The following is a 24,573-nucleotide window of genomic DNA, read 5'->3' as shown; positions in this document are numbered from 1 at the left end:
TTTTATAAAAAACCAAGAAAAACACACACAAATCTCCGATTCATTCCTACAATCCATTCATCGCTACACAGCGAACCCAACAAATGAGGAATGCTCTGGGACTCACCAGAGCGGAGGAGACCAGGCCTGCATCACTGATGCAGGCCTTTTTTTCGGCTGTTTCAACCCGTATTGCGCAGCCCGGCGGCAATGCCATTGATGGAAATGTGAATCCCGTTCTTCAGGCGTTCATCGGTCTGCCCGGCACGCCAGCGCCTGACCAGCTCCACCTGCAGATGGTGCAAAGGATCAATGTAGGGAAAGCGATGGCGGATAGAACGCGCCAGCGCTGGATTGCCCGCCAGACGGTCAGATTCCTCCGTAATCTTTGCCAGCGCCTCCGTGGTGCGCAGCCACTCCGCCTCAATGCTCGAGAAAATGCGCTTGCGCAAACGTGTATCCGCCACCAGCTCGCTATAGCGCGAAGCCAGCGCCAGATCACTCTTGGCCAGCACCATGTCCATATTGGAGAGCAAGGTCTTGAAGAATGGCCATTGGCGGTACATCTTCTGCAGCAACGCCAACTGACGCTTGGCATCTGCGCCTTCCGCATGCAAGAACGCCTCCACTGCCGAGCCAAAGCCATACCAGCCTGGCAGCGTCAGACGGCACTGCCCCCAGCTGAAACCCCAGGGAATGGCACGCAAATCTTCAATCGCCTGCGTCGCCTTGCGCGATGCAGGGCGTGAGCCGATGTTCAGCTCGGCAATTTCACGGATCGGCGTGGCACTGAAGAAGTAATCCGCAAAGCCGGCGGTTTCATAGACCAGCTTGCGGTAGGCCTGCATGCTGGCCTGCGACAGTTGCTCTGCAGCCTGCAAAAAGCCCGCCGTGGCCGCCTTGGTGGGTTGCAACAGCGTGGCCTCCAGCGTGGCTGCCACCAAGGTCTCCAGATTGCGGCGACCGATATCCGGATTGGCATACTTGGAGGCAATCACCTCACCCTGCTCCGTCAGGCGAATCTGCCCACGCACCGTCCCCGGAGGCTGCGCCAAAATGGCCTGGTAGCTGGGGCCACCGCCACGCCCCACGGTGCCGCCACGGCCATGGAACATGCGCAGGCGCAGGCCATATTGCGCTTGCAGCGTGTCAAACAGCTCCACCAACGCCAGCTCTGCCCGGTACAGTTCCCAGTTGCTGGTGAAAATACCGCCATCTTTGTTGCTGTCGCTGTAGCCCAGCATGATGTCTTGCACCGCGCCCGAGCGCTGCAGCAAGGCCGCCACCCCAGGCACCGCAAAATAGGCCCGCATGATGTCTGCGCTCGCGCGCAAATCGCCAATCGTTTCAAACAATGGCACCACGATCAGGTCGAGCTGGGCATCTGCCTGCTCCAGCGTGCCCCGCATCAGGCCCACTTCTTTTTGCAGCAGCAACACCTCCAGCAGATCGCTGACGGTTTCGGTGTGGCTGATGATGTAGTGAATGATGGCCTCACGCCCATAGCGCGTGCGCATGATTTTGGCCATTTCAAAAATGGCCAGCTCACTCTCGGTCAGCGCCGAATACGCCGCCCCGACCACACGCAGCGGCCGGGCCTCCTGAAGCAGGCGCTGCAGCAAGGCACATTTGGCCGCCTCATCGAGCTGCGCATAGTCAGGCTGTACCTGCGCCACGGAAAGCAGCTCTGCCACCACGGCCTCGTGCTTGTCCGAGCTTTGGCGCAAGTCCACTGTCGACAGGCAAAATCCGAACACTTGGACGGCCCGCATCAGCGGGTGCAGGCGCTGCGCCGCCAGGCTCTCGCCATGGTGTGCACACAAAGAGTCAGCAATGATCTGCAGATCCGCCAAAAACTCCTCTGCCTGCAGGTAAGGGTTTTGCGGTGCCACTGCATGGCGTGCGGCCTGCCCGCCGGTCAAATGCTCCAGCGCCGAAGCCAGCCGCGCGTAAATACCGGTCAAGGCACGGCGGTAAGGTTCATCCTGGCGGTGTGGATTGTCATCGGGCGATGCATTGGCCAGCGCCTGCATGGCGGGCGAGACATCAGCCAGACGCGCCGAAACCGACAGCTCCCCACCCAGATAGTGCACTTCCGTGAGGTAGTGGCGCAGCACCACATCGCTTTGGCGGCGCAATGCCAGCTCCAGGGTGTGTGCAGTCACATTCGGGTTGCCGTCACGGTCCCCGCCAATCCACTGGCCCATGCGCAAGAAACTGTGCACATGCTGCCCCTGCAGCGCATCTTCCAGCGCCGCATACAGCTTGGGCACTTCGCGCAAAAAGGTGGCCTCGTAATAGCTCAAGGCATTTTCAATCTCATCGGCTACCGTCAGCTTGGAATAGCGCAGCAAGCGCGTCATCCACAGCTGTGCCACGCGTGCCCGCAACATGGCTTCATTGGCCGCCAGCTCACGCGGCGTCAGCGCATCCTTGGCGCTATTGAACAGTTGCCCACGCGCTGCGATGTCATCGCGCTCCACCAGCAGGCGCGCAATATCGTGCTCGGCCTGCAAGATGCTTTGGCGTTGCACCTCCGTCGGGTGGGCCGTGAGCACCGGCGACACATAGGCTTGCGCCAGCGTTTTGGCAATTTCATCCGGTGTAATACCTGCCCAGCGCAGACGTGACAGCGCTACTTCAATACTGCCTTCCTGGGTATTGCCTGCACGCTCATGCACCGCACGGCGGCGAATGTGGTGGCGGTCTTCCGCCAGATTGGCCAGGTGCGAAAAATAAGTGAAGGCGCGAATGACGCTGACCGTCTGGTCGGTACTCAGCCCTTTGAGCAATTTCTTGAGCGCTTTGTCCGCCTCATGGTCATGGTCGCGCCGAAAAGCCACAGACAGCTGACGCACCTGCTCAATCAGTGCATAGACAGCCACGCCCTCCTGCTCACGAATGATGTCTCCCAAGATACGCCCCAGCAGGCGAATATCTTCAATCAGCGGCAGATCTTTGTCATTTTTACGCACCGCTTTACTCGGTAAAGTCGCTGTACGTTGATCTTTATCTTTCTTTGTCACTGCAGTCATTGGTATGAATACTCCAGCCAAGTTGTATGTCAACTCGGCATGCTAGCATCGACCGCTGATTTGGAAGGCTTCTCCTCAAGCCTGCGCATTGGAAGTCATGAACGTAGCAAACGCCCCCCTCTCCATCGTCATCGCCACCCGCGAAAGCCGCCTCGCACTGTGGCAGGCCGAACACGTCAAAGCCCTGCTGCAAGCGCGTGGTCACACGGTAGAGCTGCTGGGTATGACCACCAAGGGTGATCAAATTCTGGACCGCACCCTCTCCAAGGTGGGCGGCAAAGGCCTGTTCGTCAAAGAGCTGGAAGTCGCCCTGGAAGAAGGCCGCGCGCACATTGCGGTGCACTCGCTCAAAGATGTCCCCATGGACATGCCCGAAGGCTTTGCCCTGGCCTGCGTGATGGAGCGCGAAGACCCGCATGACGCCTTTGTCTCGCCACACTACAGCGCCCTGAACGCATTGCCCCAAGGTGCCGTGGTGGGCACCTCCAGCCTGCGCCGACAGGTGCTGCTGCAAGCCCTGCGCCCCGATTTGAAGATTGAGCCGCTGCGCGGCAATCTGGACACCCGCCTGCGCAAGCTGGACGAAGGCCAGTACGACGCCATCGTGCTGGCAGCCGCAGGCCTCAAGCGCCTGGGCATGCAAGATCGCATTCGCACCATTTTTGCCCCCGACACCATGCTGCCTGCAGCAGGCCAAGGCGCGCTGGGCATTGAGATCCGTGCGGACCGTCAGGACCTGGCCGACGCACTGACTCCCCTGGCCCACCTGCCCACCTGGCTGCGTGTGGCCGCTGAGCGTGCCGTCAGCCGCGGCATGGGCGGCAGCTGCTCCGTGCCACTGGCAGCCCATGCCATCCTCGACGGTGACACCATGCGCCTGAATGCGGCCTGGGGCGATCCGAAAGGCATCCAGCCCCTGGTGCAGGTGCAGCAAACTGCCGTGGTGACCACGCTGGCCCAGGCCGAAGCGCTGGGTGCAGACGTCGCAGCCCAGCTGCAAGCCGGTGGCGCCCACGTCTGTCAGCAGGCCTGAATCACCCCCATGTCTGCCCCCCTTGTTGTGACCCGCCCGCAGCCTGATGCGGCGCTGTGGGCACAACAGCTGCAAAGTGCTGGCGTCGATGCGCTGGCCCTGCCCATGATGGCCATTGGCCCCAGCCGCAGCCCCGCCGCCGCGGACGCAGTGCGTACAGCGTTGCAGCAACTGGATCGCTACCAGGCCCTCATGTTTGTCAGCGGCAACGCCGTGCGCTACTTCTTTGCGCAATGGCGTGCACTGGGCACACCCAACCCAGGCCTGCGCAGCAACGTGCAGCTGTGGTCACCGGGCCCTGGCACCACTAAAGCTTTGCTTGCAGAACATAATCAGCCTCAAAGCATTATCCAGCCTGCGCAAGACGCTCCTCAATTTGACTCAGAGTCTTTGTGGGCGCAAGCCCAGCACCACGTGCAAGCCGGCGATCGCGTACTGATTGTGCGCGGCGGTGATGGTGCAGACGCGACCGGCCAGGGCCGCCCCTGGCTGACCGAGCAGCTTCAGCAACGCGGGATGCAGGTCGACTTTGCGCCCGTGTATGAGCGCCAGGCTCCGCAAGCCACACCGGCACTCTTGCAGCACATAGCCGCCCTGCGCGCGCAACAGGCGGCATGGCTCTTTAGCAGCTCCGAATGTGTGCAACATTTGGTGCACTGCAACCCCAGCTGGACCTGGTCCTCCCATACTGCCCTCGTCACCCACCCGCGCATTGCCGAACAAGCACGCCTGTCGGGCTTTGGCCGAGTCATTGAGACCCAGCCAACCGTACAAAGCATTGCGGCATCGATAAAATCATTGCATGACCTCTCCTGACGGCGCCCCTATTCCATCACAAGCGGTTCCCTTTGAAACGCTTCATGCCCCACGCCCTGCTGCGCCTGGCTGGACGTGGCTTTCGCTGGTAATCGGTGCAACAGGCTTGGGCTGCAGCCTCATGCTGTGGCAAAAAGTCGACGGCATGCAAGAGCAGCTGGCACGCCAGTCGGCCGACGCCACCACCCAGGCCGCACAAGCCCGTGCCCTTGCGCGCGAATCCCAAGACCTGGTGCGTGATGCCACGGCCAAGCTCTCCGTCATGGAAGTGCGCGTCAACGAAGTCAGCCTGCAGCGGGGCCAACTGGACACCCTGGTGCAAAACCTAACCCGCTCGCGCGATGACACTTTGCTGGTCGATATTGAATCGGCCATGCGCATGGCCCAGCAGCAGGTGCAGCTGACCAGCAGCACCGAGCCCCTGGTGGCCGCCCTGCAAAGCAGCATCAAGCGCGTAGAGCGCGCAGCCCAGCCGCGCCTGGTGCCGGTGCAACAAGCCATGGAGCGCGATCTGCAGCGCCTGTCGCAATCCACCGTCACCGACACAGCCAGCCTGCTCGCCCGCCTGGACGATGTGGTGCGCCTGGTGGACGATATGCATGTGCACAACAGCGCGCCGGTGCCCACCGAGCAGCGCCAGCCCCTGCGCAAAGCACCGGCCGCCGATAGCGCCAACGCGCCAGCCAGCTCTCCCGCACAGTGGGAATGGTGGAGCCACTGGGGCCAGCAGATCTGGCAAGCCACCCGCGATGAAGCCAGCGACTTGCTGCGCGTCAGCCGCATCGAGAATGCCGACGCCATCTTGATGGCCCCTGACCAGGCCTTCTTTGTGCGCGAAAACCTCAAGCTCAAGCTGCTCAACGCCCGCCTGGCCATACTGGCGCGCCAGTACGATGCGGCGCGTGCCGACATCGGTGCCGCCCAGGCCTCGCTGGGCAAATATTTTGAGAGCACCTCGCGCCGCACCCACCAGGCTCAGGCCGTGCTGGCGCAGCTGCAGACCCACCTTCAAGACACCAAGCAGCCCGCGCTGGATGAGACATTGCCTGCTCTGTCCACCGCCGCTGCCGGCCTTTGAGCACCTAAAGGAATCACCGCATGATGCGCGCCGCACTCTGGTTTGTCGGTTTGTTTGCTCTGGCCGTGGCCGTGGCCCTGTTTGCGGGCAACAACCAAGGCATGGTCAGCCTGTTCTGGCACCCCTACCGGGTGGACCTGTCGCTGAACATGGTGTTGTTGCTGCTGCTGACCGTGTTTGCCCTGGGGTATGCCGCTCTGCGCGCCTTTGCGGCCCTGGTCATGCTGCCCCAGCATGCCAAGCGCTGGCGCCAGCAGCAAAAAGAGCGACAGATGTACCAGTCCTTTGTGGAGAGCTTTTCCCACCTGCAAGCGGGCCGCTATGTGCGCGCCAGCAAGTCGGCGCAATCCTTGCTCAAGCTCAGCGACGAGCTGCGCACCGAACACGCCCACATTCCGCAAGACGCCACACTGCGCGCCATTGCCCACATGCTGTCTGCCGACAGCGCCCATGCGCTGCGCGATGTGGCCGCACGTGATGCGCACTACGAACAAGCGCTGGATGATGTGCCGCTGAACGGCAGCTTGCAGCAGCAAGAAGTGCGCGAAGGCGCCCAGATGCGCGCTGCGCGCTGGGCACTCGATGACCGCGACCCGCAAGAAGCCCTGCAGCGCCTGCAACAGCTGGCACCGGGCGCCAGCCGCCGCACCATGGCCCTGCGCATCCAGCTCAAGGCCAGCCGCCTGGCCCACGCCACGCAACAAGCATTGGATACGGCCCGCTTGCTGGCCAAGCACGGTGGTCTTTCTGCCGAAGCCGCCAGCAGCATCACCCGCAGCCTGATTCTGGAGCAGCTGCAGCACACGCACGATGCCGAGCAACTGCAGCGCGCCTGGAGCGATTTGCCCGCCACCGACCGCCGCAACCCCGACATTGCCCTGTCTGCCGCGCGCAAGCTGCTGGAGCTGCAAGGCGACGCCGCGCTGGCCCGCAGCTGGCTGCTGCCCGTGTGGGAGCAGTTCCTGAGCGCGCCGCAAGCGCTGTCCAGCTTGCAGACCCAGCGCCTGTTCACTGGCATGCAACGGGCACTCGACGGCCTGGATGCCCCCTGGCTGGCCCGCATTGAAAGCGCACAACGCGCTGCCCCGCAAGAGCCACGCCTGCAATACCTGGCGGGCATGGCCTGTGTACAGCGCCAGCTGTGGGGCAAAGGCGAGCAATTGCTGCAAGGCGCCGTGGCGCGCCTGCAAGATGCCGCGCTGCGTGCCAGTGCCTGGAAAGCCCTGGCGGTTTTGGCCGAGCAACGCGAAGACAGTGCTGCCGCAGCCCACGCATGGCGCCAGGCCGCCACCCAAAACCCACTTTAAACCATAGCTGCTAACGCTTGATCTGCCTGCATTAGCAGCCCATTTGGCTTGAAACAATGCCCCACCCACCCTATCGTTGGGCAGGGTCGGTAAAATCAACCTTAATCCGTCATTTCCGCTAACTGCCTATCGACGGCATCCCCACCCGCAGGATGCCGTTTCTATTTGCGAATCCGCCATGAGTGAATCCATTGCCCAGCCAGGCCTGAACAGCCTGTCCAAATCCTTCGAACCCGCCGCACTGGAAGCCCACTGGGGCCCTGAATGGGAACAGCGCGGCTACGGCAATGCCGGCTATCGCGGCACTGGCAAGCCCAACGCCGAAGCGGCCGCCGCAGGCAACAACTTTGCCATCCAGCTGCCCCCACCGAATGTGACCGGCACGCTGCACATGGGCCACGCGTTCAACCAGACCATCATGGACTCGTTGACCCGCTACTACCGCATGAAGGGCGCCAACACCGCCTGGATTCCCGGCACCGACCACGCCGGTATCGCCACGCAAATCGTGGTGGAGCGCCAACTGCAAGCCCAAGGCGTGAGCCGCTATGACCTGGGCCGCCCCGACTTCGTCAAGAAGGTGTGGGAGTGGAAGGAAAAGTCCGGCAACACCATCACCACGCAAATGCGCCGCATGGGCGACACCGTGGACTGGAGCCGCGAGTACTTCACCATGGACGACAAGCTGTCCAAGGTGGTGACCGAGACTTTCGTCAAGCTGTACCAGCAAGGCCTGATCTACCGCGGCAAGCGCCTGGTGAACTGGGACCCGGTGCTGCAATCCGCCGTGTCTGACTTGGAAGTCGAGAACCAAGAGAAGGATGGCAGCCTGTGGCACATCGCCTACCCACTCACCAGCGGCGAAGGCAACTTGGTGGTGGCCACCACCCGCCCCGAAACCATGCTGGGCGACGTGGCCGTGATGGTCCACCCCGAGGATGAGCGCTACAAGCACCTGATCGGCCAGACCGTGACCCTGCCTTTGGTGGGCCGCCAGATCCCCATCATTGCCGACGAATACGTGGACCGCGAGTTCGGTACCGGCGTGGTGAAGGTCACGCCTGCACACGACCAGAACGACTACCAGGTCGGTATCCGCCACAAGCTGCCCATGATCACGGTGCTGACGCTGACCGCCAAGATCAACGACGAAGCGCCCGAAAAATACCGCGGCATGGACCGCTTTGTGGCCCGCAAGGCCATCGTGGCCGATCTGGAAGAAGCCGGCCTGATGGTCGAGATCAAAAAGCACAAGCTGATGGTGCCGATCTGCGACCGTACCGGCCAGGTGATCGAACCCATGCTGACCGACCAGTGGTTCATCGCCATGAGCCAAGTGGCCAAGGAAGGCACGGGCGACACCACCGGCAAGTCCATCGCGCAAAAGGCTATCGACGCTGTGGCCTCTGGCGAAGTGAAGTTTGTGCCTGAAAACTGGGTCAACACCTACAACCAGTGGATGAACAACATCCAGGATTGGTGCATCTCGCGCCAGCTGTGGTGGGGCCACCAGATTCCGGCCTGGTACGACGAAGAAGGCAATATCTACGTCGCCAAGAACGAAGCCGAAGCGCAAGCCCAAGCCCCCGGCAAAACACTGCGCCGCGACGAAGATGTGCTGGACACTTGGTACTCCTCCGCCATGGTTCCCTTCAGCACCATGGGCTGGCCCAACCAGACCGACAAGGCCGATGACGACTTCAACCTGTACCTGCCCTCCTCGGTGCTGGTGACTGGTTACGACATCATCTTCTTCTGGGTGGCACGCATGATCATGATGACCACGCACTTCACCGGTCGCGTGCCGTTCAAACATGTCTACATCCACGGTCTGGTGCGTGATGCGCAAGGCAAGAAGATGTCCAAGTCGGAAGGCAATGTGCTGGACCCGGTCGATCTGATCGACGGCATCTCGCTGGAGCCTTTGCTGGACAAGCGCACCACCGGCCTGCGCAAGCCCGAGACCGCACCGCAAGTGCGCAAGAACACGCAAAAAGAGTTCCCCGAAGGCATTCCCGCCTATGGTGCGGATGCGCTGCGTTTCACCTTTGCCGCGCTGGCCAGCCTGGGTCGCTCCATCAACTTCGATAGCAAGCGCTGCGAAGGCTACCGCAACTTCTGCAACAAGCTCTGGAACGCCAGCCGCTTTGTGCTGATGAACTGCGAAGGCCATGACTGCGGTCTGCTGGCGCACGACAAGGCGGCTTGCGGCACCGAAGGCGCCTATATGCAGTTCAGCCAGCCTGACCGCTGGATCGTCTCGCAGCTGCAAAAGGTCGAAGCCGAAGTGGCCAAGGGATTTGGCGAGTTCCGCTTGGACAACGTGGCCAACACCATCTATGACTTCGTGTGGAACGAGTTCTGCGACTGGTACCTGGAAATTGCCAAGGTGCAGATCCAGACCGGCAACGAAGCCCAGCAGCGCGCCACCCGCCACACGCTGATCCGTGTGCTGGAAACCATTTTGCGCATGGCCCACCCTGTCATTCCGTTCGTGACGGAAGAGTTGTGGCAAAAAGTGGCCCCCGTGGCTGGCCGCGCCGGTGCGTCGATTGCCATCGCTGCCTACCCCGAAACCCAGCCCGAGAAGATCGACGAAGCCGCCATCGCCTACGTCGGCCGCATCAAGGCCATGGTGGACAGCTGCCGCACGCTGCGTGGCGAGATGGGCGTCTCCCCCGCCCAGCGCCTGCCACTGCTGGCCGTGGGTGACACCGCCGAAGCCGCTGAATTCCTGCGCGCCAATGCCGACGTGCTCAAGAACCTGGCCAAGCTCAGCGAAGTCAAGGTGTTTGACAACGAAGCCGCCTGGCAGGCCGAAGCGCAGTCCGCTCCCGTGTCAGTGGTAGGTGAAGCCCGCTTGGCGCTGTTCGTGGAAATCGACGTGGAAGCCGAGAAGGCCCGTCTGTCCAAGGAAGCCAAACGCCTGGAAGGTGAAATCGCCAAGGCCAACGGCAAGCTGAACAACGAAGCCTTCTGCTCCAAGGCCCCTGCCGCCGTGCTGGAGCAGGAGCAAAAGCGTGTGGCCGAGTTCGGTGCCACGCTCACCCGCATCCAGGAGCAGCTGGCCCGCCTGGGCTGATATGCTTGTGCATTGAGCGACAAAAAGGCGCAGGCAACTGCGCCTTTTTTCCATTCAGAACCAGAAGGATTTCACATGTCCAATCAAACTCGTGTCCGCAAAGCCGTTTTTCCCGTGGCAGGCCTGGGGACCCGCTTTCTGCCCGCCACCAAGGCATCCCCCAAGGAGATGCTGCCCGTGGTGGACAAGCCGCTGATCCAGTACGCCGTGGAAGAGGCTTACGAAGCTGGCATTCGCGACATGATCTTTGTGACCGGCCGCTCCAAGCGCGCCATTGAAGACCATTTCGACACCGCCTACGAGCTGGAAAACGAGCTGGAGCGCGCTGGCAAGCACGCCATGCTGGACCTGGTGCGCAGCATTGCCCCCGCTGACATGAACTGCCTGTTTGTGCGCCAGCCCCGCTCGCTGGGTCTGGGCCATGCCGTGCTGTGCGCCGAGCCGCTGGTCGGCAACGAGCCCTTTGCCGTGATCCTGGCCGATGACCTGATGCGCGGCGAGCAAGGCGGCCCCGGCGTGATGCAGCAAATGACCGAGGCTTTTTCCAAGCAAGGCCGCTCGCTGTTGGCCGTGCAGGAAGTGCCGTTGGCACACACCAAGCGCTACGGCATCGTCAAGGGCGAAGCCGCAGGCGGCCCGCTGATGCGCGTCGATGAAATCGTGGAAAAACCTGCCCCAGAGAAAGCCCCTTCGCGCATGGGCGTGGCGGGCCGCTACGTGCTAACACCGCGCATTTTTGAAGAAATCCGCAACCAGCCCACAGGCGTGGGTGGCGAGATCCAGCTGACCGATGCGATTGAGCGTCTGATGGCCCACGAGGCCGTCTACGCGTTCCAATACCGCGGCAAGCGCTATGACTGCGGCAGCAAGGAAGGCTTTCTGGAAGCCACCGTCGAGCTGGCCCTGCAGCACCCCGACGTGGGCGCCCATTTCCGCGACTATCTCAAAAATCTGAGCATCTAACGCACGCTTTAGCTGCGTTTCCAATACAAAAGGCCTGCAAATGCAGGCCTTTTGTGCGCTCCCAGCTCTAGTTTTTTAACGGCGACGCAGGATGTGGATGTATTCGCCACCCACCGTCTCCTGCTCCACCAGCTCATTGCCCGTTTGCTTGGCAAAGGCTTGGAAATCTTTGAGCGAGCCCGTATCCGTAGCCACCACTTTGAGCAATTCGCCGCTGGCCATTGCAGCCAGCGCCTTCTTGGCCTTGAGAATAGGCAAGGGGCAATTCAAACCGCGGGTGTCGATTTCTTGATGGATGTCCATGGCACATAGTTCCTTATTCGCCCTGCATTGTAGGCATCTGCAGATGCCCATCTGCTGCACATAGATGCCCTAGTAGACACCGCCTGCAGCGTTCAGCTCCAGCGCTGGCGGCAATACAAAGCGCGCATCCTCCGACCAGGTCTGCAGCGGCCATTTGGCGGGGTCTGGCTCTGGAGCCTGGCCAGGCCGGAAAGCGCCAAACTGTGGCTCCAGGCCCTTGCTGTGCACCCAGTGCGCCAAGGCATAGCCCGTGCCTGAAGGCCAGCAGCGCACGTCCTGCACACTCTTCCAGCGGTATTCCAGCAGCTCAGGTGAGAGCTGCACCTCGCCCTGCACACGCACGTGGTAGGCAATCAACACCTGGTTCATGCGCAAAAACTCCCAGCTGCCCAGCAAGCGCAACGCCTGCACGCGCAAACTGGTCTCTTCCAGCACTTCGCGGCAAATCCCGGCCTCGGGCGATTCACCGGCTTCCATGAACCCGGTGATCAAGCCAAACACCCCTTCCTGCCACAGCGCATTGCGCGCCAGCAGCACCTCACCGCGGTCGTTTTCCACCACGGCGGCAAGCACCGGCGTGGGGTTGCCCCAGTGCGTCCATTCACAGGCTGGGCAGCGCAGGCGCGACTTCGCGCCCCCGTCTTCTTGCTGGGTCATCCATTGCAGCGGCGTGGCACAGCAGGGGCAAAAACGCATTTCTTGGCTCATGGCACAGGCTTTCTGGAGGCAAATTGGCACAAAAAAGGCCGCAAACTGTGCGGCCTGGGTACATGCAGCGCCGGCAACGGCACGGCCTACACCACACCGCAGCCCAGGTTGGCGCCAGAGGCGAGGCCCCAGCTGCAAGCCGTACAGGCCAGCGACCGGACCACGTCAGGCGGCTCAGAGGCTGCGTGAGCGGATCTCAGGCAGGAAACACACCGGTAGACAGGTAGCGATCACCGCGGTCACACACGATGAAGACAATCGTGGCGTTGTGCTCGCGTTTGGCAATCTCCTGCGCGACCCAGCAAGCACCCGCAGCAGAAATACCCGCAAAAATGCCTTCTTCGCGCGCCATGCGGCGGCACATGTCCTCGGCATCGTCCTGGCTGACGTAGACCAGCTCATCGACCAAGCTGGCGTCATAGATCTTGGGCAGGTATTCCTCGGGCCACTTGCGAATGCCGGGAATGCGCGAGCCTTCGGAAGGCTGGGCACCAATGATCTGGATGTTGGGGTTCTTTTCCTTCAAGAACTTGGCCACACCCGTGATGGTGCCAGTCGTGCCCATGGCGCTCACAAAGTGCGTGATCTCACCGCCGGTCTGCTCCCACAGCTCAGGGCCCGTGGTTTCATAGTGCGCACGCGGGTTGTCTTCGTTGGCAAACTGGTCCAGCACCACACCCTTGCCCTGCGCCACCATCTGGTCGGCCAGGTCACGCGCGTATTCCATGCCGCCGCTCTTGGGCGTGAGGATCAGCTCTGCACCATAGGCCTTCATGGTCTGGGCACGCTCGATGGACAAGTCCTCGGGCATGATCAGCACCATGCGGTAGCCCTTGATGGCCGCAGCCATGGCCAGTGCAATACCGGTGTTGCCCGATGTGGCCTCAATCAAGGTGTCGCCCGGCTTGATTTCGCCACGCTCTTCCGCGCGCTGAATCATGGACAGCGCCGGGCGGTCTTTCACAGAACCGGCAGGGTTGTTGCCCTCAAGCTTGCCAAGAACCACATTGCCGCGTTCTGCGTTGGCAGAAGCTTCAATGCGCTGCAAAGCCACCAGCGGTGTCGATCCGATGGCAGCTTCAATGGAAGAATATTTTTTTGTCATGCCATAACTGTGCCATAATTCCGCTCATGCACTGATGACTGCCCGGGTGGTGGAATTGGTAGACGCAGCGGACTCAAAATCCGCCGCCGCAAGGCGTGCCGGTTCGATTCCGGCCTCGGGCACCAAAGCAATTTGGTTCCAAGCGTGTCAGAAGTTGCAAATCAGAATTATCGCGAGGTGGAGCAGTCTGGTAGCTCGTTGGGCTCATAACCCAAAGGTCGTTGGTTCAAATCCGGCCCTCGCAACCAATAGAAAAAGTCCTGGTCTTTACGATCCAGGACTTTTTTATTTACCAACAGCCCGGGTGGTGGAATTGGTAGACGCAGCGGACTCAAAATCCGCCGCCGCAAGGCGTGCCGGTTCGATTCCGGCCCCGGGCACCATCACACAAAAAACTGGCAGCGCCACGCTGCCCGCAGCCAGCATTCGCTGGCTTTTTGCGTTCTGGGCTGCACATATGCTGTGATGCCCTTTCCAGACACAGGGTTACCGCCCACATACCACAGCCTGCTCCACAGCCGTTGCTCGCTCATGCAACCATAGCAGGACAATTTTTTCACTTGTTCGCCCTCCGTTGACAACTGTATAGATATACAGTTTCGCCATGTACGCACTGATCGATGGCAACAACTTCTACGCGAGCTGCGAGCGCGCGTTCAACCCGCGCTTACGTGGGCGTGCCATCGTTGTCCTGTCCAACAATGACGGTTGCGTCATCTCGCGCAGCGAAGAAGCCAAGCGTGCAGGCATCCAGATGGGCCAGCCCTTCTACCAAATCCAGCAGGCTCTGGCCACGCAGGGCACCACAGCCCTGTCGGCCAACTTTGCGCTCTACGGCGATATGAGCGCGCGCATGATGCGCTTGGCCGCTGCGCTAGGCCCGCAGCAGGAGATTTATTCCATTGACGAGTGCTTTATCGGTGGGCTGGAAGGTATCCCCCAACTCACCCAGCGCGCCCGTGCCATTCGCCAGCGCATTGAACGCTGCCTGAGCATTCCGTGCGGCATCGGCATTGCCCCCAGCAAAACCCTGGCCAAGCTGTGCAACCACCTGGCCAAAACCGCCGAGCGCAGCGCAGACCCGCAGCAAGCCTGCTGGGCCCAGGTATGCAACTGGCAAGAGATGGGTGCTGCGCAGCAACAGCACCTGTTGCGCAGCACCAGCACCCGGGCCGTGTGGGGCATTGGCCGGCGCATGGCCTTGCGCCTGGCCCAGGTGCAGTGCACCACGGCCTGGGATGTGACCCAGCTGGCCGCGTCCCAGGCGCGGCACATTGGTGGGGTGATGCTGGAGCGCACCGTGCGCGAGCTGCAGGGGGTGCCCTGCTTCACCGCCGACACCGCCCCCGCTGCGCGGCAGCAAATTGCCTGCACCCGCAGCTTTGGGCAGGCCATCAGCGATGTGGCGCCGCTGCTTGAAGCCGTCAGTGAATTCGCTGCACGGGCCGCCGAAAAAGCCCGCGCAGCCGGTTTGCTGGCCCAGCAGGTGCATGTGTTCGCCTACACCTCACCGTTTCGGCATGCACCGCCCTGGCATGGCGCGCTGACGCTGCCCCTGGCCCGCCCCTGCAATGACAGCTACGCCATCGTGCAAGCTGCCACGCACGCGGCGCGCAGCTTCTACCAGGCAGGCCACACACTCAGCAAAGCCGGCGTGATCTTGCTGGATCTGGTGCCCCACCAGCAACCACGCAGTGCCGATTTATTCGATGACCCTGCAGTGCCCCACCGCCATGCGCAGCTCATGCCCGCCGTCGATGCCATCAACCAGCGTTTTGGCAAGGGCACGATCCACCTGGCCAGCAGTGGTCTGCCCCAGCAAGACGCTGCCGGCTGGCGCATGAAGCAGGCCATGCTCAGCCCGCTCTACACCATGCGCTACGAAGACCTGCCCATTGCCACCGCCTGACCCGACGAACCCCATGCACCACGCTCTCTCCACCGCCATCCACCCCCTTGCGCCGCACGGCGCGCTGCAGCTGCCCTTTTTGGACGCCAGCGTGCGCTGCGGCTTTCCCAGCCCGGCGGAGGATGTGCCAGCCAAGTTGTTTGACCTGATAGCACACATTGCGCCGCGCCCGGTCAGCACCTTCATCCTGAGGGTGCGTGGCGACAGCATGCAGGACGCAGGTATCCGGGATGGCAGCCTGATCACGGTCGACCGCTCCCTGCAGGCACGCCACGGCGATACGGTGGTGGCAGTGGTCGATGGCGAGTTCACCGTCAAGCAGCTGTACCAGCGCGGCGGCTGCTGCGAGCTGCACCCAGCCAATGAGTCCTATCCCTGCATCACCTTCACGCCAGACAACACGCTGGAGATCTGGGGCGTGGTGACAGCCGCCGTCACCCCGCTGCTGCACCACCCCGGACATCCACGCAGCGTGCATCCAGAGTAAGTACAAACCCTTGCTTCTCCACGAAACCGTTGGACAAAGCTGTGGACAACTTTGGCGACCAACGGTATAGGCACCACTAAGCCCTTGTTTTTACTTGCCTGTGCTTAAGCTGCACAGAAAGCAGGCAAATTCATAAAAAGCATAGCTATCAGCGGTTTCTGCACCTGCATTGCAGGCCAAAAACACCCATAGTCACTTGCGCAACAAAACAGGCATTGCCAAATCTGGCACAGCACCTAGACTGCGCAGCCATTGCTTTGATGAATGGTTGCCATGTTGTATGCGCTTGCGGCCCTGTTCGCCTTCCAGTTGGTGGGCGAGGCCTTGGTTCAGTTGTTTCAACTCCCCTTCCCCGGCGCGCTGCTGGGCGCACTGCTGCTGCTGCTGAGCCTGCTGGTCTACGGCCGCCTGCCGCAGGCGCTGGAGCAAACCGCACAGACGCTGCTGCAAAACATGATGCTGCTGTTCATTCCCACCATTGCCGGGGTCATGCTGCACTTTGAACGCATCTCCCGGGAATGGTTGCCGTTTGTGGTGGCCGGTATTGCGGGCGCAGCCATCACCTTCTTGGTGACGGCCTTCACCTTCAAGTGGATGCTGGCCCGCAGCCAGCGCACCACCCAGGAGGCCCCATGAACACCTGGGAGCATGTGCTGTCCAACCTGTCTGCCAGCCACCTGCCGTGGCTGGTGCTGACCTTCGCCGTCTACCTGGCCACCCTGGCGCTGTACAAGCGCTTTCGCTGCCACCCACTGCTGATCCCCGTGTTTCCGGCCGTGGTGATCATCGTGGGGGTGCTGCTGGCCACCGACACCCCGTACGCCACCTACAAGCAAGGGGTGGAATGGCTGAGCATGCTGATTGGCCCGGCCACTGTGGCGCTGGCCATTCCGCTGTACGCACAGCGCGCGCGCATCGTCGCGCTGTGGCGCCCGATTGCGGTCGCGCTGACGGTGGGCTGCGTGGTGGCCCTGTTTTCCGCCATGGGGATTGCCTGGGCGCTGGGCGGCAGCTGGGAGACCATCATCTCGCTGGCCCCCAAATCGGCCACCATTCCGATTGCCCTGCCCATGGCCGAGCGCTTTGGCGGCCTGCCCTCTCTGGCCGCCGTGGCCGTGGCGGTCACCGGCATCAGCGGCTGCATGCTTGCGCCCTTGCTGCTGCGCGTGGTGCGCAGCACCGATCCGGCCGTGGAAGGCTTTGCCCAAGGGCTAACGTCGCACGCCATTGGCACTGCACGCTCGATCCAGATCAACCCCACCGCCGGGGCGTTTGCCGCGCTGGCCATGGGCCTCAACGGCGTACTCACGGCCCTGCTGATGCCCCTGTGTGTGGCGCTGTTTCAGCGGCTGTGAACCTCAGCCGCAGCCTGCGCCATCGCCTGCAGCCAGTTTGAAAAAATCTGCAGCACGGCCGAAGGCGCTTGCTGGGCTGGCGTGATCAGGTAGTAGCTGCGCTCACCGCGCAATGGCTGGGCGCAGGCCAGCACCAGCTCGCCGCGCGCCAGCTCGGCCTCCACCAGCATGGGTGGCATCAGCGCCACCCCCATGCCCTGGGTGGCCGCTACGGCCAGCATGGAGAACAGCTCATAGCGCGGGCCGTCCATGGCCCGGGGCGCTTCGACCCCCACGGATTGAAACCACTGCTGCCAACCATGCGGGCGTGTGCTTTGCTGCAGCAGCGGCAAATCCGCCAGCGCTTGCGGCGGCAGCGGCTGCCAGGCCCGGCCCGGTGCGCGCTGCGCGGTTTTATCCAGCAGCGCCGGGCTGCAGACGGGCACCACGTCTTCATCCATCAAGTGCATGGCATCAATACCCGGCCAGTTGTGCACCTGCTCTGCGGTCCCGGCGTACAGCGCCGCATCAAACCCTGTGTCGGCAAACAGAAACGGGCGTGTTTGCACGTCAATGTGCACGGTGATGTCGGGCTGGGCCTTGGCCAGCAGTGGCAGGCGCGGCATCAGCCAGCGCGTGGCAAAAGTGGGCACTGCCGCCAGCTTGATAGTGCCGCCCGTGCCCTGGTGGGCCATCAGGTCCAGCGTGTCGCGCTCCATGCCCAGCAGCCAGCTGCGCACCTTGCGCGCGTAGACGTCGCCCGCCGGGGTCAGCGCCACGCCGTGGCGCGTGCGGCGAAACAGCTCGACACCCACAAACTCTTCCAGCGCAATCACCTGGCGCGAGACGGCCCCTTGCGTGAGCGCCAGCTCTTGCGCTGCACGGGTGTAGCTTTCATGGCGGGCTGCAGCCTCAAAACAGGCCAGGGCTTGGGTAGAAGGGATGGAGCGACGCATAGCAGGGAAATTTCAGGCCACAGACGGTTCCGATGCTGCCGCAAAACCAGGCTGCTCACAAGCAAGGAATGCGTAAAGCTCATATCTAGATGCAAACAAATGGTTTGCGACACCATCAAAGCGCTTCTACGATGCCTTTCATCGCTGGTCAACCATGCACAAATGCAATACAGGCAACCCTGCCTGGCTGCACAGCCAACTGCACCAGCCCGTCACAACACCTCCAAGGAGACCACCATGTCCAACTTCCAATGGCAAGACCCCTTCCACCTGGATGAGCAACTGACCGCTGACGAACGCATGATCCGCGACGCGGCCTATGAATACTGCCAAGGCAAGCTCATGCCCCGCGTGCAGGACATGTTCCGCCACGAAAAGACCGACATCTCCATCTTCCGCGAGATGGGCGAGATGGGCCTGCTCGGCCCCACCATCCCCACCGAATACGGCGGCGCTGGTTTGAACTACGTGAGCTACGGCCTGGTGGCGCGTGAAATCGAACGTGTGGACAGCGGCTACCGCTCCATGGCCTCGGTGCAGTCGTCCCTGGTGATGGTGCCGATCAACGAATTCGGTACCGAAGCGCAAAAGCAAAAATACCTGCCCAAGCTGGCATCGGGCGAATACATCGGCTGCTTTGGCCTGACCGAACCCGACCACGGCTCGGACCCCGGCTCCATGGCCACCCGCGCTTACAAGGTCGATGGCGGCTACAAGCTCAAGGGCGCCAAGATGTGGATCACCAACAGCCCCGTGGCGGATGTGTTTGTGGTCTGGGCCAAGGAAGTCTCTGAAGGCGGCAACGTCGGCCAGATTCGCGGCTTTGTGCTGGAAAAGGGCATGAAGGGCCTGTCCGCCCCCGCCATCCACGGCAAGGTGGGCCTGCGTGCCTCCATCACTGGTGAAATCGTGATGGACGATGTGTTTGTGCCCGAAGAAAACGCCTTCCCCGAAGTGCGCGGCCTGAAAGGCCCCTTCACCTGCCTGAACAGCGCCCGCTTTGGCATTGCCTGGGGCGCTATGGGTGCGGCCGAGTTCTGCTGGCACACCGCCCGCCAGTACACCATGGACCGCAAGCAGTTTGGCCGCCCTCTGGCGGCCAACCAGCTGATCCAGAAAAAGCTGGCCGACATGCAGACCGAAATCACGCTGGGCCTGCAAGCCGCCCTGCGCGTGGGCCGCATGAAAGACGAGCACCAGAACGTGATCGAAATCACCTCGCTGATCAAGCGCAACAACTGCGGCAAGTCGCTGGACATTGCCCGCCTGGCGCGCGACATGATGGGTGGCAACGGCATCTCTGACGAGTTTGGCGTGGCCCGCCACCTGGTGAATCTGGAAGTGGTGAACACCTACGAAGGCACGCACGATGTGCACGCACTGATTCTGGGCCGCGCCCAGACCGGTATTGCGGCGTTTGCCAACTGAACCTCACGGTTTTCCATGCAGGGCTTTTGCAGGAGTTAGCTCTGTTTTTTATAGCTGTATGCGCTTACTACATAAGCACTAGCAGCTCTTTTTTCCCTCAAGGAAAGTTATGTCCCATTCCCGTACCCAGGCAGCCCTGAGCGGCATCAAGGTGCTGGATTTGTCGCGCGTACTGGCAGGCCCCTGGGCCACGCAGGTGCTGGCCGATCTAGGGGCTGACGTGATCAAGGTCGAGCGCCCAGTGGCCGGTGACGACACGCGCCACTGGGGCCCTCCGTTCCTGAAGGACGCGCAAGGCAACGACACGCGCGAGGCCAGCTACTTCACCGCCTGCAACCGCAACAAGCGCTCCATCACCGTGGACATGGCCCACCCCGAAGGGCAGGCCCTGCTGCGCCGCATGGCGGCCGATGCCGATGTGGTGGTGGAAAACTTCAAAGTGGGCGGCCTGGCGCAATACGGGCTGGACTACGAAAGCCTCAAAGCCATCAACCCCAAGCTGATTTACTGCTCCATCACCGGCTTTGGCCAAGACGGCCCCTACGCCGAGCGCGCGGGCTACGATTTGATGGTGCAAGCCATGTGCGGGCTGATGAGCATCACCGGCCATGCCGACAGCGAAGCCGGCGGCGGCCCGTTGAAGGTGGGCGTGGCGGTGATTGATGTGTTCACCGGTCTGTATGCCAGCAACGCCATCCTGGCCGCGCTCAACGCCCGCGACAGTGCCAAGAACGGCAGCGGCGAAGGCCAGTACATCGACATGGCACTGCTGGACGTAGGCATGGCCGTGCTTGCCAACCAGGCTGCGGGCTACCTGGCCACAGGCCAAGCCCCGGGTCGCGCCGGCAACATCCACCCCAGCCTGGCGCCCTACCAGGACTTCAAGACCAACGACGGCAATGTGCTGCTGGCCATTGGCAACGACGGCCAGTTCGCCCGTTTTTGCGCCGCCGTGGGTCACCCCGATTGGGCCGCCGACGCACGCTTTGCCACCAATACCGCGCGGGTGCAAAACCGCTCTGACCTGTTGATGCGGATGACGCCGCTGATGCAAACGCGCAGCACGCAAGACTGGATCACGCTGCTGGAAGACAAGGCCGTGCCCTGCGGCCCGATCAACACCGTGGCCCAGGCGTTTGATGACCCCCAGGTGCGCCACCGCGGGATTGCGCAGACCCTGCCGCGCTCAGCGGGTGACGGCATGGGCCCAGTGGCCACCGTGGCCAACCCCATGCGCCTGTCTGCCACCCCGGTGACCTACCGCAGCGCACCACCGGCGCTGGGCCAGCACACCGAAGAAGTACTGCGCGACATGGGTCTGAGCCCCGACAGCGTGAGCGCATTGCGCGCCGCGCAAGTGATTTAACCCGCCCTGGGGCCCGCTGCACCCTGCAGCGACCCCGGGGTGTTTTTTGCAGCCAAAGTGTTTCAGGAATGGCTTCTTCACGCCAGGCACAACCGCAAGCACAAAAGCCAAAATACATAGCTAGCGCTTACCCTTGAACCAGGGTTTTCAAGTAGGAAAATCTTACATCTGCCGCGCTTCCCTCTCTAGGATCACCCTTCGTATTCGACAACAACGAGAAGGAGATTCACTATGAAGCGTCGTTCCCTGATTGCACTGGCGGCCCTGGCGACCCTGGGCACTGCACACGCCCAAGCCAGCTACCCCACCAAGCCCATCAAATTGCTGGTGCCTTTTGCCGCTGGCGGCACCACCGACCTGGTGGCCCGCGTCATTGCCGACCCCCTGGGCCGCGAGCTGGGCCAGCCCGTGATCGTGGAAAACAAGGGCGGTGGCGGCGGTGCCATCGGTGCGGCTGAAACCGCCCGCGCGGCAGCCGATGGCTACAACCTGGGTCTGGCCACGGTGTCCACCACCGCCACCAACCCAGCGATCAACCCCAAGATTCCCTACAACGTGTTCACCGATTTCACGCCCATCGTGAACATCGCGGCCACGCCCAACATCATTGCCGCCAACCCCAAGTTCGTCGGTCAAAACTACAAGACCTTCTTGGAAGAAATCAAGAAGAACCCCGGCAAGCATTCGTTTGGTTCGCCCGGCACCGGCTCCATCGGTCACCTGATGATGGAAATGTTCATGTTGGCCACAGGCACCCAGATACAGCACATTCCCTACCGTGGATCGGGCCCTGCGCTCAACGATGCCGTGGCCGGTCAGATTCCGCTGATTTTTGACAACTACCCCTCGGCCCATCCCTTTGTGATGGAAAAGCGCCTGACGCCACTGGTCGTCGCCGCGCCCCAGCGTCTGGCCGTGCTGCCAGATGTGCCAACCCTGGCCGAAGTGGGCGCCCCTGGCGTGAACCGCATGGCCTACTACGGCATCGTCGGCCCCAAGGGCATGCCCAAGGAGATCGTGGCCAAAATCAACGCCGCCGTGCACAAAGCCCTGCAGGACCCTGCCGTGCGCAAGCGCATTGAGGACAGTGGCTCGCTGATCGTGGCCGGTACGCCCGAGAAGTTTGCCCAGGAAATCAAGGCTGAATACACGGCCTACAAGGAAGTCGTGGACAAGCAAAAGCTGACCATGGACTAAGCCCTGGGTTCCTCAGGCTTCGCACATAGCCCCGCTTGCGGGGCTTTTTTACGCGCCAGTGCGCCACTGGGAAGGCGCACAGCCATAAGCGTGCCGGAACGCCTTGGCAAAGTGCGTGACGCTGCTGTAGCCCGCAATCTCTGCGGCACGCAGCACCGATACCCCCTCGCGCTCCAGCGCCTGGCTGGCGCGCTGCAACCGCTGGGCGCGCAAAAACTGCGCCACCGATTGCCCGTGCGCCACCTCCGCAAAATGCCGGCGCAAATAGGTGGCACTCATGCCCGCATGGCGGGCCACCTCTTCCAGCCCGAGACCATCGCTGGCCGGGGTGGCCATCCACTCGCGCAGCGCCACCAGATTGCGATACGCCTGTACCGACAGTCCCACCGGCACCATGGATGCCAGGGGGGCAGCCTCACTGCCACCATCGGCCACGGACTTGTCGCGCACACAGCCCAGGGCTTCGACCAGCAAGGCCTGCGCCTTGGCCTGCCAGGACAGGCGCTGCAGGCCGTCGGCCTCACCGCATTGCTCGGCTTCATGGTGCAGCTGCTCTGCCAGCGCAATCGCCTTGCGGCTAGGCTGCCAGCGCGAAGATGCCAGGTGCTGCTGCAGCCAAGGCACGCACTCCAGCAGCCCCTTGTGGCCGAGCCACTGCGGGCTGCAGCTGAGCAGCAGCTTGCGCTCATGCCGCCCGGTCTGCCACTGGCGCATGAAGACATCCTGCTGCGCCAGATTCACGATGAACCCGCGCGGGCCCTGTGTGGCATCCAGCAGCAGCCACTGCTTGCCATAGCGCACATGCATGCACCCATCGAGCAAGATCAGCAGCTTCAAGCTGGGCAGCAGCACATTGGAGGTGCGGATTTCGCACTGATCCACCACCTGTGTACGGTACAGCAGCAGGCCCGGCTCCAGCTCGCGCACCTTCATCTCACCCAGCAGCAGGCAATCGTCGCGCTCGGCAAAGTTGCGCACGTATTCGCTGCCAAACACCTGCACCGAATCTGCCAGCTGCTTCCAAGACACACGGCCGCTGCGGTGCAGCAGCACCGCCTCCGAGGTGCTCAAGGCTTTATCAGATCCTTCAGATGCAAAACCAGAGCTGGAATTCATTTCATATACCTGCTGCGCAATTTAATAAACAAGAATGATTCTCTTTTAATTTTACACTTTGTCATACCCACACGCCTTGCACCGTGATCAGCAACAGGCAAGCGCAAATGGGAGCCACTGGCCGCACCGTGGTGACACCGCAATACCTGCAGCCCCAGAGCATCTCCCCGCTTGTCCAGCGCGAATCTGGGGTGACTGTCAGCGGTGACTCGCCAGTGGCACCTGGACGTATTGAGCACTGCACACACACCACAAAAAAAGGACTGCCGGGGCAGTCCTTTTTTTTCCATAGCAGCATGCATAGCCCACATCAGGGCTAGAGCACTTTTTTCTTCTTATCAAGCACCTGCCTTGAACTTCTGCACATCACGAAAACGGCTGACCAGATAGTCGCCCGCCAAAATGGGCGCGTACTTGGCCGGGTTGGTCTCCGATACACAGTTGGGCAAGCAGGCCACCGGGGTGCGGTAGTCCAGATTGAAGAAGGTCGGAATGGAATAGCGCTCCTTGCCCGTGCGGTTGAACACGCGGTGCAGGTTGGAGACAAATTTGTCGTTGGTCCAGACCTTGAACAAATCGCCCAGATTCACCACCAGCGTGCCCTCAATGTACGGGGCGGCAATCCACTCACCGCTCTTGAGCAACAGCTCCAGGCCACCAATTGGGTCCTGGGCCAGGATGGTGATCATGCCGTAGTCGGTATGTGGGGCCACGCCATGGCTGATCTCACCGTTCACGTCCTGCGCCGGATAGTGGAACAGGCGCGTCTGCATCATGGGCTTGCGTGTCCACTGCAGGAAGAAGTTCTCGTCCTGCTCCAGCGCCAGCGCAAAAATTTTCAGCAGCTGGTGGCCAATCACCGTCGTGTGCTCAAAGTACGCTTCGGCTGCTTCGCGCAGCCAGGGCAGATCTGCGGGCCACTGGTTAGGGCCATGCAGCGGCAGACCTGCGGCCACATCCGGGTCGGTCAGTGGCAAGTCCGTGCCAAAGTCAAAGCTGTGCTTCATGTCCGGGGCATAGCCCGGGTGCTGGTTCACGCCATAAGGCATATAGCCACGGCGGAATTTTTCGTCCATGCGGTGCTGCATGCGCACTTCTTGCGGCAAGGCAAAGTAACGCTGGGTGGCGCTGAACACGTTATCCAGCACCGACTGCGGCATGCCGTGGCCTTTGATGTAGAAAAAACCGGTGCCCATGCAGGCACTGTGCAGCGCCTGCACCAGTTGATCCGGACTGCCACCGGCGAGCCACTCGGACATATCGAGGACAGGAACTTCTGTGGCCGAAGCCTGGCGGGGAGCTTGTTGCATGTGGTGTCCTTGAGTTGTTGTGAAAAAATTCAAGAAAAAGAGAACGCACGCCCCCACAGCA

Annotated in this window: 20 protein-coding genes and 3 tRNA genes; 16 read left to right on the top strand and 7 right to left on the bottom strand. The window is 61.9% G+C overall.

Annotated features, from left to right (window positions below):
• Nucleotides 1-161: 161 nt before the first annotated feature.
• Nucleotides 162-3,014 (bottom strand): phosphoenolpyruvate carboxylase, encoded by a 2,853-nt coding sequence (ppc, locus tag AC27VO_RS04145; protein ID WP_488665415.1) that lies wholly within the window; start codon nucleotides 3,012-3,014, stop codon nucleotides 162-164.
• Nucleotides 3,015-3,111: 97 nt separating this feature from the next.
• On the opposite strand from ppc, the gene hemC reads away from it, so the two are divergent.
• The 6 genes from hemC to galU all read left to right on the top strand — a co-directional run bounded on the left by hemC (nucleotide 3,112) and on the right by galU (nucleotide 11,293).
• Nucleotides 3,112-4,047 carry a hydroxymethylbilane synthase gene (gene hemC, locus AC27VO_RS04140; RefSeq protein ID WP_488665414.1) on the top strand — a complete coding sequence of 312 codons (936 nt, stop codon included), beginning with the start codon at nucleotides 3,112-3,114 and terminating at the stop codon, nucleotides 4,045-4,047.
• Nucleotides 4,048-4,056: 9 nt separating this feature from the next.
• Nucleotides 4,057-4,863 carry a uroporphyrinogen-III synthase gene (locus AC27VO_RS04135; protein WP_488665413.1) on the top strand — a complete coding sequence of 269 codons (807 nt, stop codon included), beginning with the start codon at nucleotides 4,057-4,059 and terminating at the stop codon, nucleotides 4,861-4,863.
• Complete coding sequence (locus AC27VO_RS04130; protein ID WP_488665412.1) at nucleotides 4,850-5,941, top strand: uroporphyrinogen-III C-methyltransferase; 1,092 nt, start codon at nucleotides 4,850-4,852, stop codon at nucleotides 5,939-5,941. Before AC27VO_RS04135 ends, AC27VO_RS04130 begins: the two co-directional genes overlap by 14 nt.
• Before the next feature lie 23 nt (nucleotides 5,942-5,964).
• Nucleotides 5,965-7,248 carry a heme biosynthesis protein HemY gene (locus AC27VO_RS04125; protein WP_488665544.1) on the top strand — a complete coding sequence of 428 codons (1,284 nt, stop codon included), beginning with the start codon at nucleotides 5,965-5,967 and terminating at the stop codon, nucleotides 7,246-7,248.
• Between the two features lie 178 nt (nucleotides 7,249-7,426).
• Nucleotides 7,427-10,330, top strand: coding sequence for a valine--tRNA ligase (locus AC27VO_RS04120; RefSeq protein WP_488665411.1), 2,904 nt, complete (start codon nucleotides 7,427-7,429; stop codon nucleotides 10,328-10,330).
• Nucleotides 10,331-10,405: 75 nt separating this feature from the next.
• The gene (gene galU, locus AC27VO_RS04115) at nucleotides 10,406-11,293 is read left to right on the top strand and encodes a UTP--glucose-1-phosphate uridylyltransferase GalU (RefSeq protein WP_488665410.1); all 888 of its coding nucleotides are present in this window, start codon (nucleotides 10,406-10,408) and stop codon (nucleotides 11,291-11,293) included.
• Nucleotides 11,294-11,368: 75 nt separating this feature from the next.
• Here galU and AC27VO_RS04110 read toward each other — a convergent pair whose 3' ends face one another.
• The 3 genes from AC27VO_RS04110 to cysM all read right to left on the bottom strand — a co-directional run bounded on the left by AC27VO_RS04110 (nucleotide 11,369) and on the right by cysM (nucleotide 13,409).
• On the bottom strand, nucleotides 11,369-11,596 hold the full coding sequence (locus AC27VO_RS04110) for a sulfurtransferase TusA family protein (protein WP_488665409.1): 228 nt from the start codon (nucleotides 11,594-11,596) through the stop codon (nucleotides 11,369-11,371).
• 69 nt (nucleotides 11,597-11,665) lie between these two features.
• On the bottom strand, nucleotides 11,666-12,304 hold the full coding sequence (locus AC27VO_RS04105; RefSeq protein WP_488665408.1) for an NUDIX domain-containing protein: 639 nt from the start codon (nucleotides 12,302-12,304) through the stop codon (nucleotides 11,666-11,668).
• A 196-nt stretch (nucleotides 12,305-12,500) separates the two neighbouring features.
• Nucleotides 12,501-13,409, bottom strand: coding sequence for a cysteine synthase CysM (gene cysM / locus AC27VO_RS04100; RefSeq protein WP_488665407.1), 909 nt, complete (start codon nucleotides 13,407-13,409; stop codon nucleotides 12,501-12,503).
• 40 nt (nucleotides 13,410-13,449) lie between these two features.
• Here cysM and AC27VO_RS04095 point away from each other — a divergent pair.
• The 7 genes from AC27VO_RS04095 to AC27VO_RS04065 all read left to right on the top strand — a co-directional run bounded on the left by AC27VO_RS04095 (nucleotide 13,450) and on the right by AC27VO_RS04065 (nucleotide 17,160).
• A tRNA-Leu gene (locus AC27VO_RS04095) sits at nucleotides 13,450-13,534 on the top strand.
• A 46-nt stretch (nucleotides 13,535-13,580) separates the two neighbouring features.
• A tRNA-Met gene (locus tag AC27VO_RS04090) sits at nucleotides 13,581-13,657 on the top strand.
• Between the two features lie 50 nt (nucleotides 13,658-13,707).
• Nucleotides 13,708-13,792: transfer RNA gene (locus tag AC27VO_RS04085), tRNA-Leu, on the top strand.
• Between the two features lie 221 nt (nucleotides 13,793-14,013).
• Nucleotides 14,014-15,318 carry a Y-family DNA polymerase gene (locus AC27VO_RS04080; RefSeq protein ID WP_488665406.1) on the top strand — a complete coding sequence of 435 codons (1,305 nt, stop codon included), beginning with the start codon at nucleotides 14,014-14,016 and terminating at the stop codon, nucleotides 15,316-15,318.
• Between the two features lie 13 nt (nucleotides 15,319-15,331).
• Nucleotides 15,332-15,805, top strand: a complete 474-nt coding sequence (locus tag AC27VO_RS04075; RefSeq protein ID WP_488665405.1) for a LexA family protein — start codon at nucleotides 15,332-15,334, stop codon at nucleotides 15,803-15,805.
• A 273-nt stretch (nucleotides 15,806-16,078) separates the two neighbouring features.
• Nucleotides 16,079-16,441: a CidA/LrgA family protein gene (locus tag AC27VO_RS04070; RefSeq protein WP_488665404.1), complete on the top strand. Its 363-nt coding sequence runs from the start codon at nucleotides 16,079-16,081 to the stop codon at nucleotides 16,439-16,441.
• A complete protein-coding gene (locus tag AC27VO_RS04065) occupies nucleotides 16,438-17,160 on the top strand; it encodes an LrgB family protein (RefSeq protein WP_488665403.1) in 723 nt (240 codons plus the stop codon). Before AC27VO_RS04070 ends, AC27VO_RS04065 begins: the two co-directional genes overlap by 4 nt.
• On the opposite strand, the gene AC27VO_RS04060 is transcribed toward AC27VO_RS04065, so the two are convergent.
• Nucleotides 17,148-18,095, bottom strand: a complete 948-nt coding sequence (locus tag AC27VO_RS04060; RefSeq protein WP_488665402.1) for a LysR family transcriptional regulator — start codon at nucleotides 18,093-18,095, stop codon at nucleotides 17,148-17,150. The two genes, AC27VO_RS04065 and AC27VO_RS04060, sit on opposite strands and share 13 nt — an antisense overlap.
• Before the next feature lie 237 nt (nucleotides 18,096-18,332).
• Between AC27VO_RS04060 and AC27VO_RS04055 the strand changes: the two genes are divergently transcribed.
• The 3 genes from AC27VO_RS04055 (at nucleotide 18,333) to AC27VO_RS04045 (ending at nucleotide 22,086) form a co-directional block, all read left to right on the top strand.
• Nucleotides 18,333-19,523 carry an acyl-CoA dehydrogenase gene (locus AC27VO_RS04055; protein WP_488665401.1) on the top strand — a complete coding sequence of 397 codons (1,191 nt, stop codon included), beginning with the start codon at nucleotides 18,333-18,335 and terminating at the stop codon, nucleotides 19,521-19,523.
• A 109-nt stretch (nucleotides 19,524-19,632) separates the two neighbouring features.
• Nucleotides 19,633-20,889, top strand: a complete 1,257-nt coding sequence (locus AC27VO_RS04050) for a CaiB/BaiF CoA transferase family protein (RefSeq protein WP_488665400.1) — start codon at nucleotides 19,633-19,635, stop codon at nucleotides 20,887-20,889.
• A 231-nt stretch (nucleotides 20,890-21,120) separates the two neighbouring features.
• The gene (locus AC27VO_RS04045) at nucleotides 21,121-22,086 is read left to right on the top strand and encodes a tripartite tricarboxylate transporter substrate binding protein BugE (RefSeq protein WP_488665399.1); all 966 of its coding nucleotides are present in this window, start codon (nucleotides 21,121-21,123) and stop codon (nucleotides 22,084-22,086) included.
• Between the two features lie 48 nt (nucleotides 22,087-22,134).
• Here the strand turns inward: AC27VO_RS04045 and AC27VO_RS04040 are convergent, their stop codons facing one another.
• Together AC27VO_RS04040 and AC27VO_RS04035 are read right to left on the bottom strand one after the other, a co-directional pair.
• Nucleotides 22,135-23,157: a helix-turn-helix transcriptional regulator gene (locus AC27VO_RS04040; RefSeq protein WP_488665398.1), complete on the bottom strand. Its 1,023-nt coding sequence runs from the start codon at nucleotides 23,155-23,157 to the stop codon at nucleotides 22,135-22,137.
• Between the two features lie 383 nt (nucleotides 23,158-23,540).
• Nucleotides 23,541-24,512, bottom strand: a complete 972-nt coding sequence (locus AC27VO_RS04035; protein ID WP_488665397.1) for an isopenicillin N synthase family dioxygenase — start codon at nucleotides 24,510-24,512, stop codon at nucleotides 23,541-23,543.
• Nucleotides 24,513-24,573: the final 61 nt, after the last annotated feature.

The organism is Comamonas sp. 14P8.1.4 (genome assembly GCF_057799285.1).
This window is presented reverse-complemented; position numbering and strand designations above follow the sequence as displayed.

What these genes read in the sequence shown, in the direction of transcription:
- ppc (WP_488665415.1), bottom strand. Translation starts at nt 3,014, where the DNA reads ATGACTGCAGTGACAAAGAAAGATAAAGATCAACGTACAGCGACTTTA.
- hemC (WP_488665414.1), top strand. Translation starts at nt 3,112, where the DNA reads ATGAACGTAGCAAACGCCCCCCTCTCCATCGTCATCGCCACCCGCGAA.
- AC27VO_RS04135 (WP_488665413.1), top strand. Translation starts at nt 4,057, where the DNA reads ATGTCTGCCCCCCTTGTTGTGACCCGCCCGCAGCCTGATGCGGCGCTG.
- AC27VO_RS04130 (WP_488665412.1), top strand. Translation starts at nt 4,850, where the DNA reads ATGACCTCTCCTGACGGCGCCCCTATTCCATCACAAGCGGTTCCCTTT.
- AC27VO_RS04125 (WP_488665544.1), top strand. Translation starts at nt 5,965, where the DNA reads ATGCGCGCCGCACTCTGGTTTGTCGGTTTGTTTGCTCTGGCCGTGGCC.
- AC27VO_RS04120 (WP_488665411.1), top strand. Translation starts at nt 7,427, where the DNA reads ATGAGTGAATCCATTGCCCAGCCAGGCCTGAACAGCCTGTCCAAATCC.
- galU (WP_488665410.1), top strand. Translation starts at nt 10,406, where the DNA reads ATGTCCAATCAAACTCGTGTCCGCAAAGCCGTTTTTCCCGTGGCAGGC.
- AC27VO_RS04110 (WP_488665409.1), bottom strand. Translation starts at nt 11,596, where the DNA reads ATGGACATCCATCAAGAAATCGACACCCGCGGTTTGAATTGCCCCTTG.
- AC27VO_RS04105 (WP_488665408.1), bottom strand. Translation starts at nt 12,304, where the DNA reads ATGAGCCAAGAAATGCGTTTTTGCCCCTGCTGTGCCACGCCGCTGCAA.
- cysM (WP_488665407.1), bottom strand. Translation starts at nt 13,409, where the DNA reads ATGACAAAAAAATATTCTTCCATTGAAGCTGCCATCGGATCGACACCG.
- AC27VO_RS04080 (WP_488665406.1), top strand. Translation starts at nt 14,014, where the DNA reads ATGTACGCACTGATCGATGGCAACAACTTCTACGCGAGCTGCGAGCGC.
- AC27VO_RS04075 (WP_488665405.1), top strand. Translation starts at nt 15,332, where the DNA reads ATGCACCACGCTCTCTCCACCGCCATCCACCCCCTTGCGCCGCACGGC.
- AC27VO_RS04070 (WP_488665404.1), top strand. Translation starts at nt 16,079, where the DNA reads ATGTTGTATGCGCTTGCGGCCCTGTTCGCCTTCCAGTTGGTGGGCGAG.
- AC27VO_RS04065 (WP_488665403.1), top strand. Translation starts at nt 16,438, where the DNA reads ATGAACACCTGGGAGCATGTGCTGTCCAACCTGTCTGCCAGCCACCTG.
- AC27VO_RS04060 (WP_488665402.1), bottom strand. Translation starts at nt 18,095, where the DNA reads ATGCGTCGCTCCATCCCTTCTACCCAAGCCCTGGCCTGTTTTGAGGCT.
- AC27VO_RS04055 (WP_488665401.1), top strand. Translation starts at nt 18,333, where the DNA reads ATGTCCAACTTCCAATGGCAAGACCCCTTCCACCTGGATGAGCAACTG.
- AC27VO_RS04050 (WP_488665400.1), top strand. Translation starts at nt 19,633, where the DNA reads ATGTCCCATTCCCGTACCCAGGCAGCCCTGAGCGGCATCAAGGTGCTG.
- AC27VO_RS04045 (WP_488665399.1), top strand. Translation starts at nt 21,121, where the DNA reads ATGAAGCGTCGTTCCCTGATTGCACTGGCGGCCCTGGCGACCCTGGGC.
- AC27VO_RS04035 (WP_488665397.1), bottom strand. Translation starts at nt 24,512, where the DNA reads ATGCAACAAGCTCCCCGCCAGGCTTCGGCCACAGAAGTTCCTGTCCTC.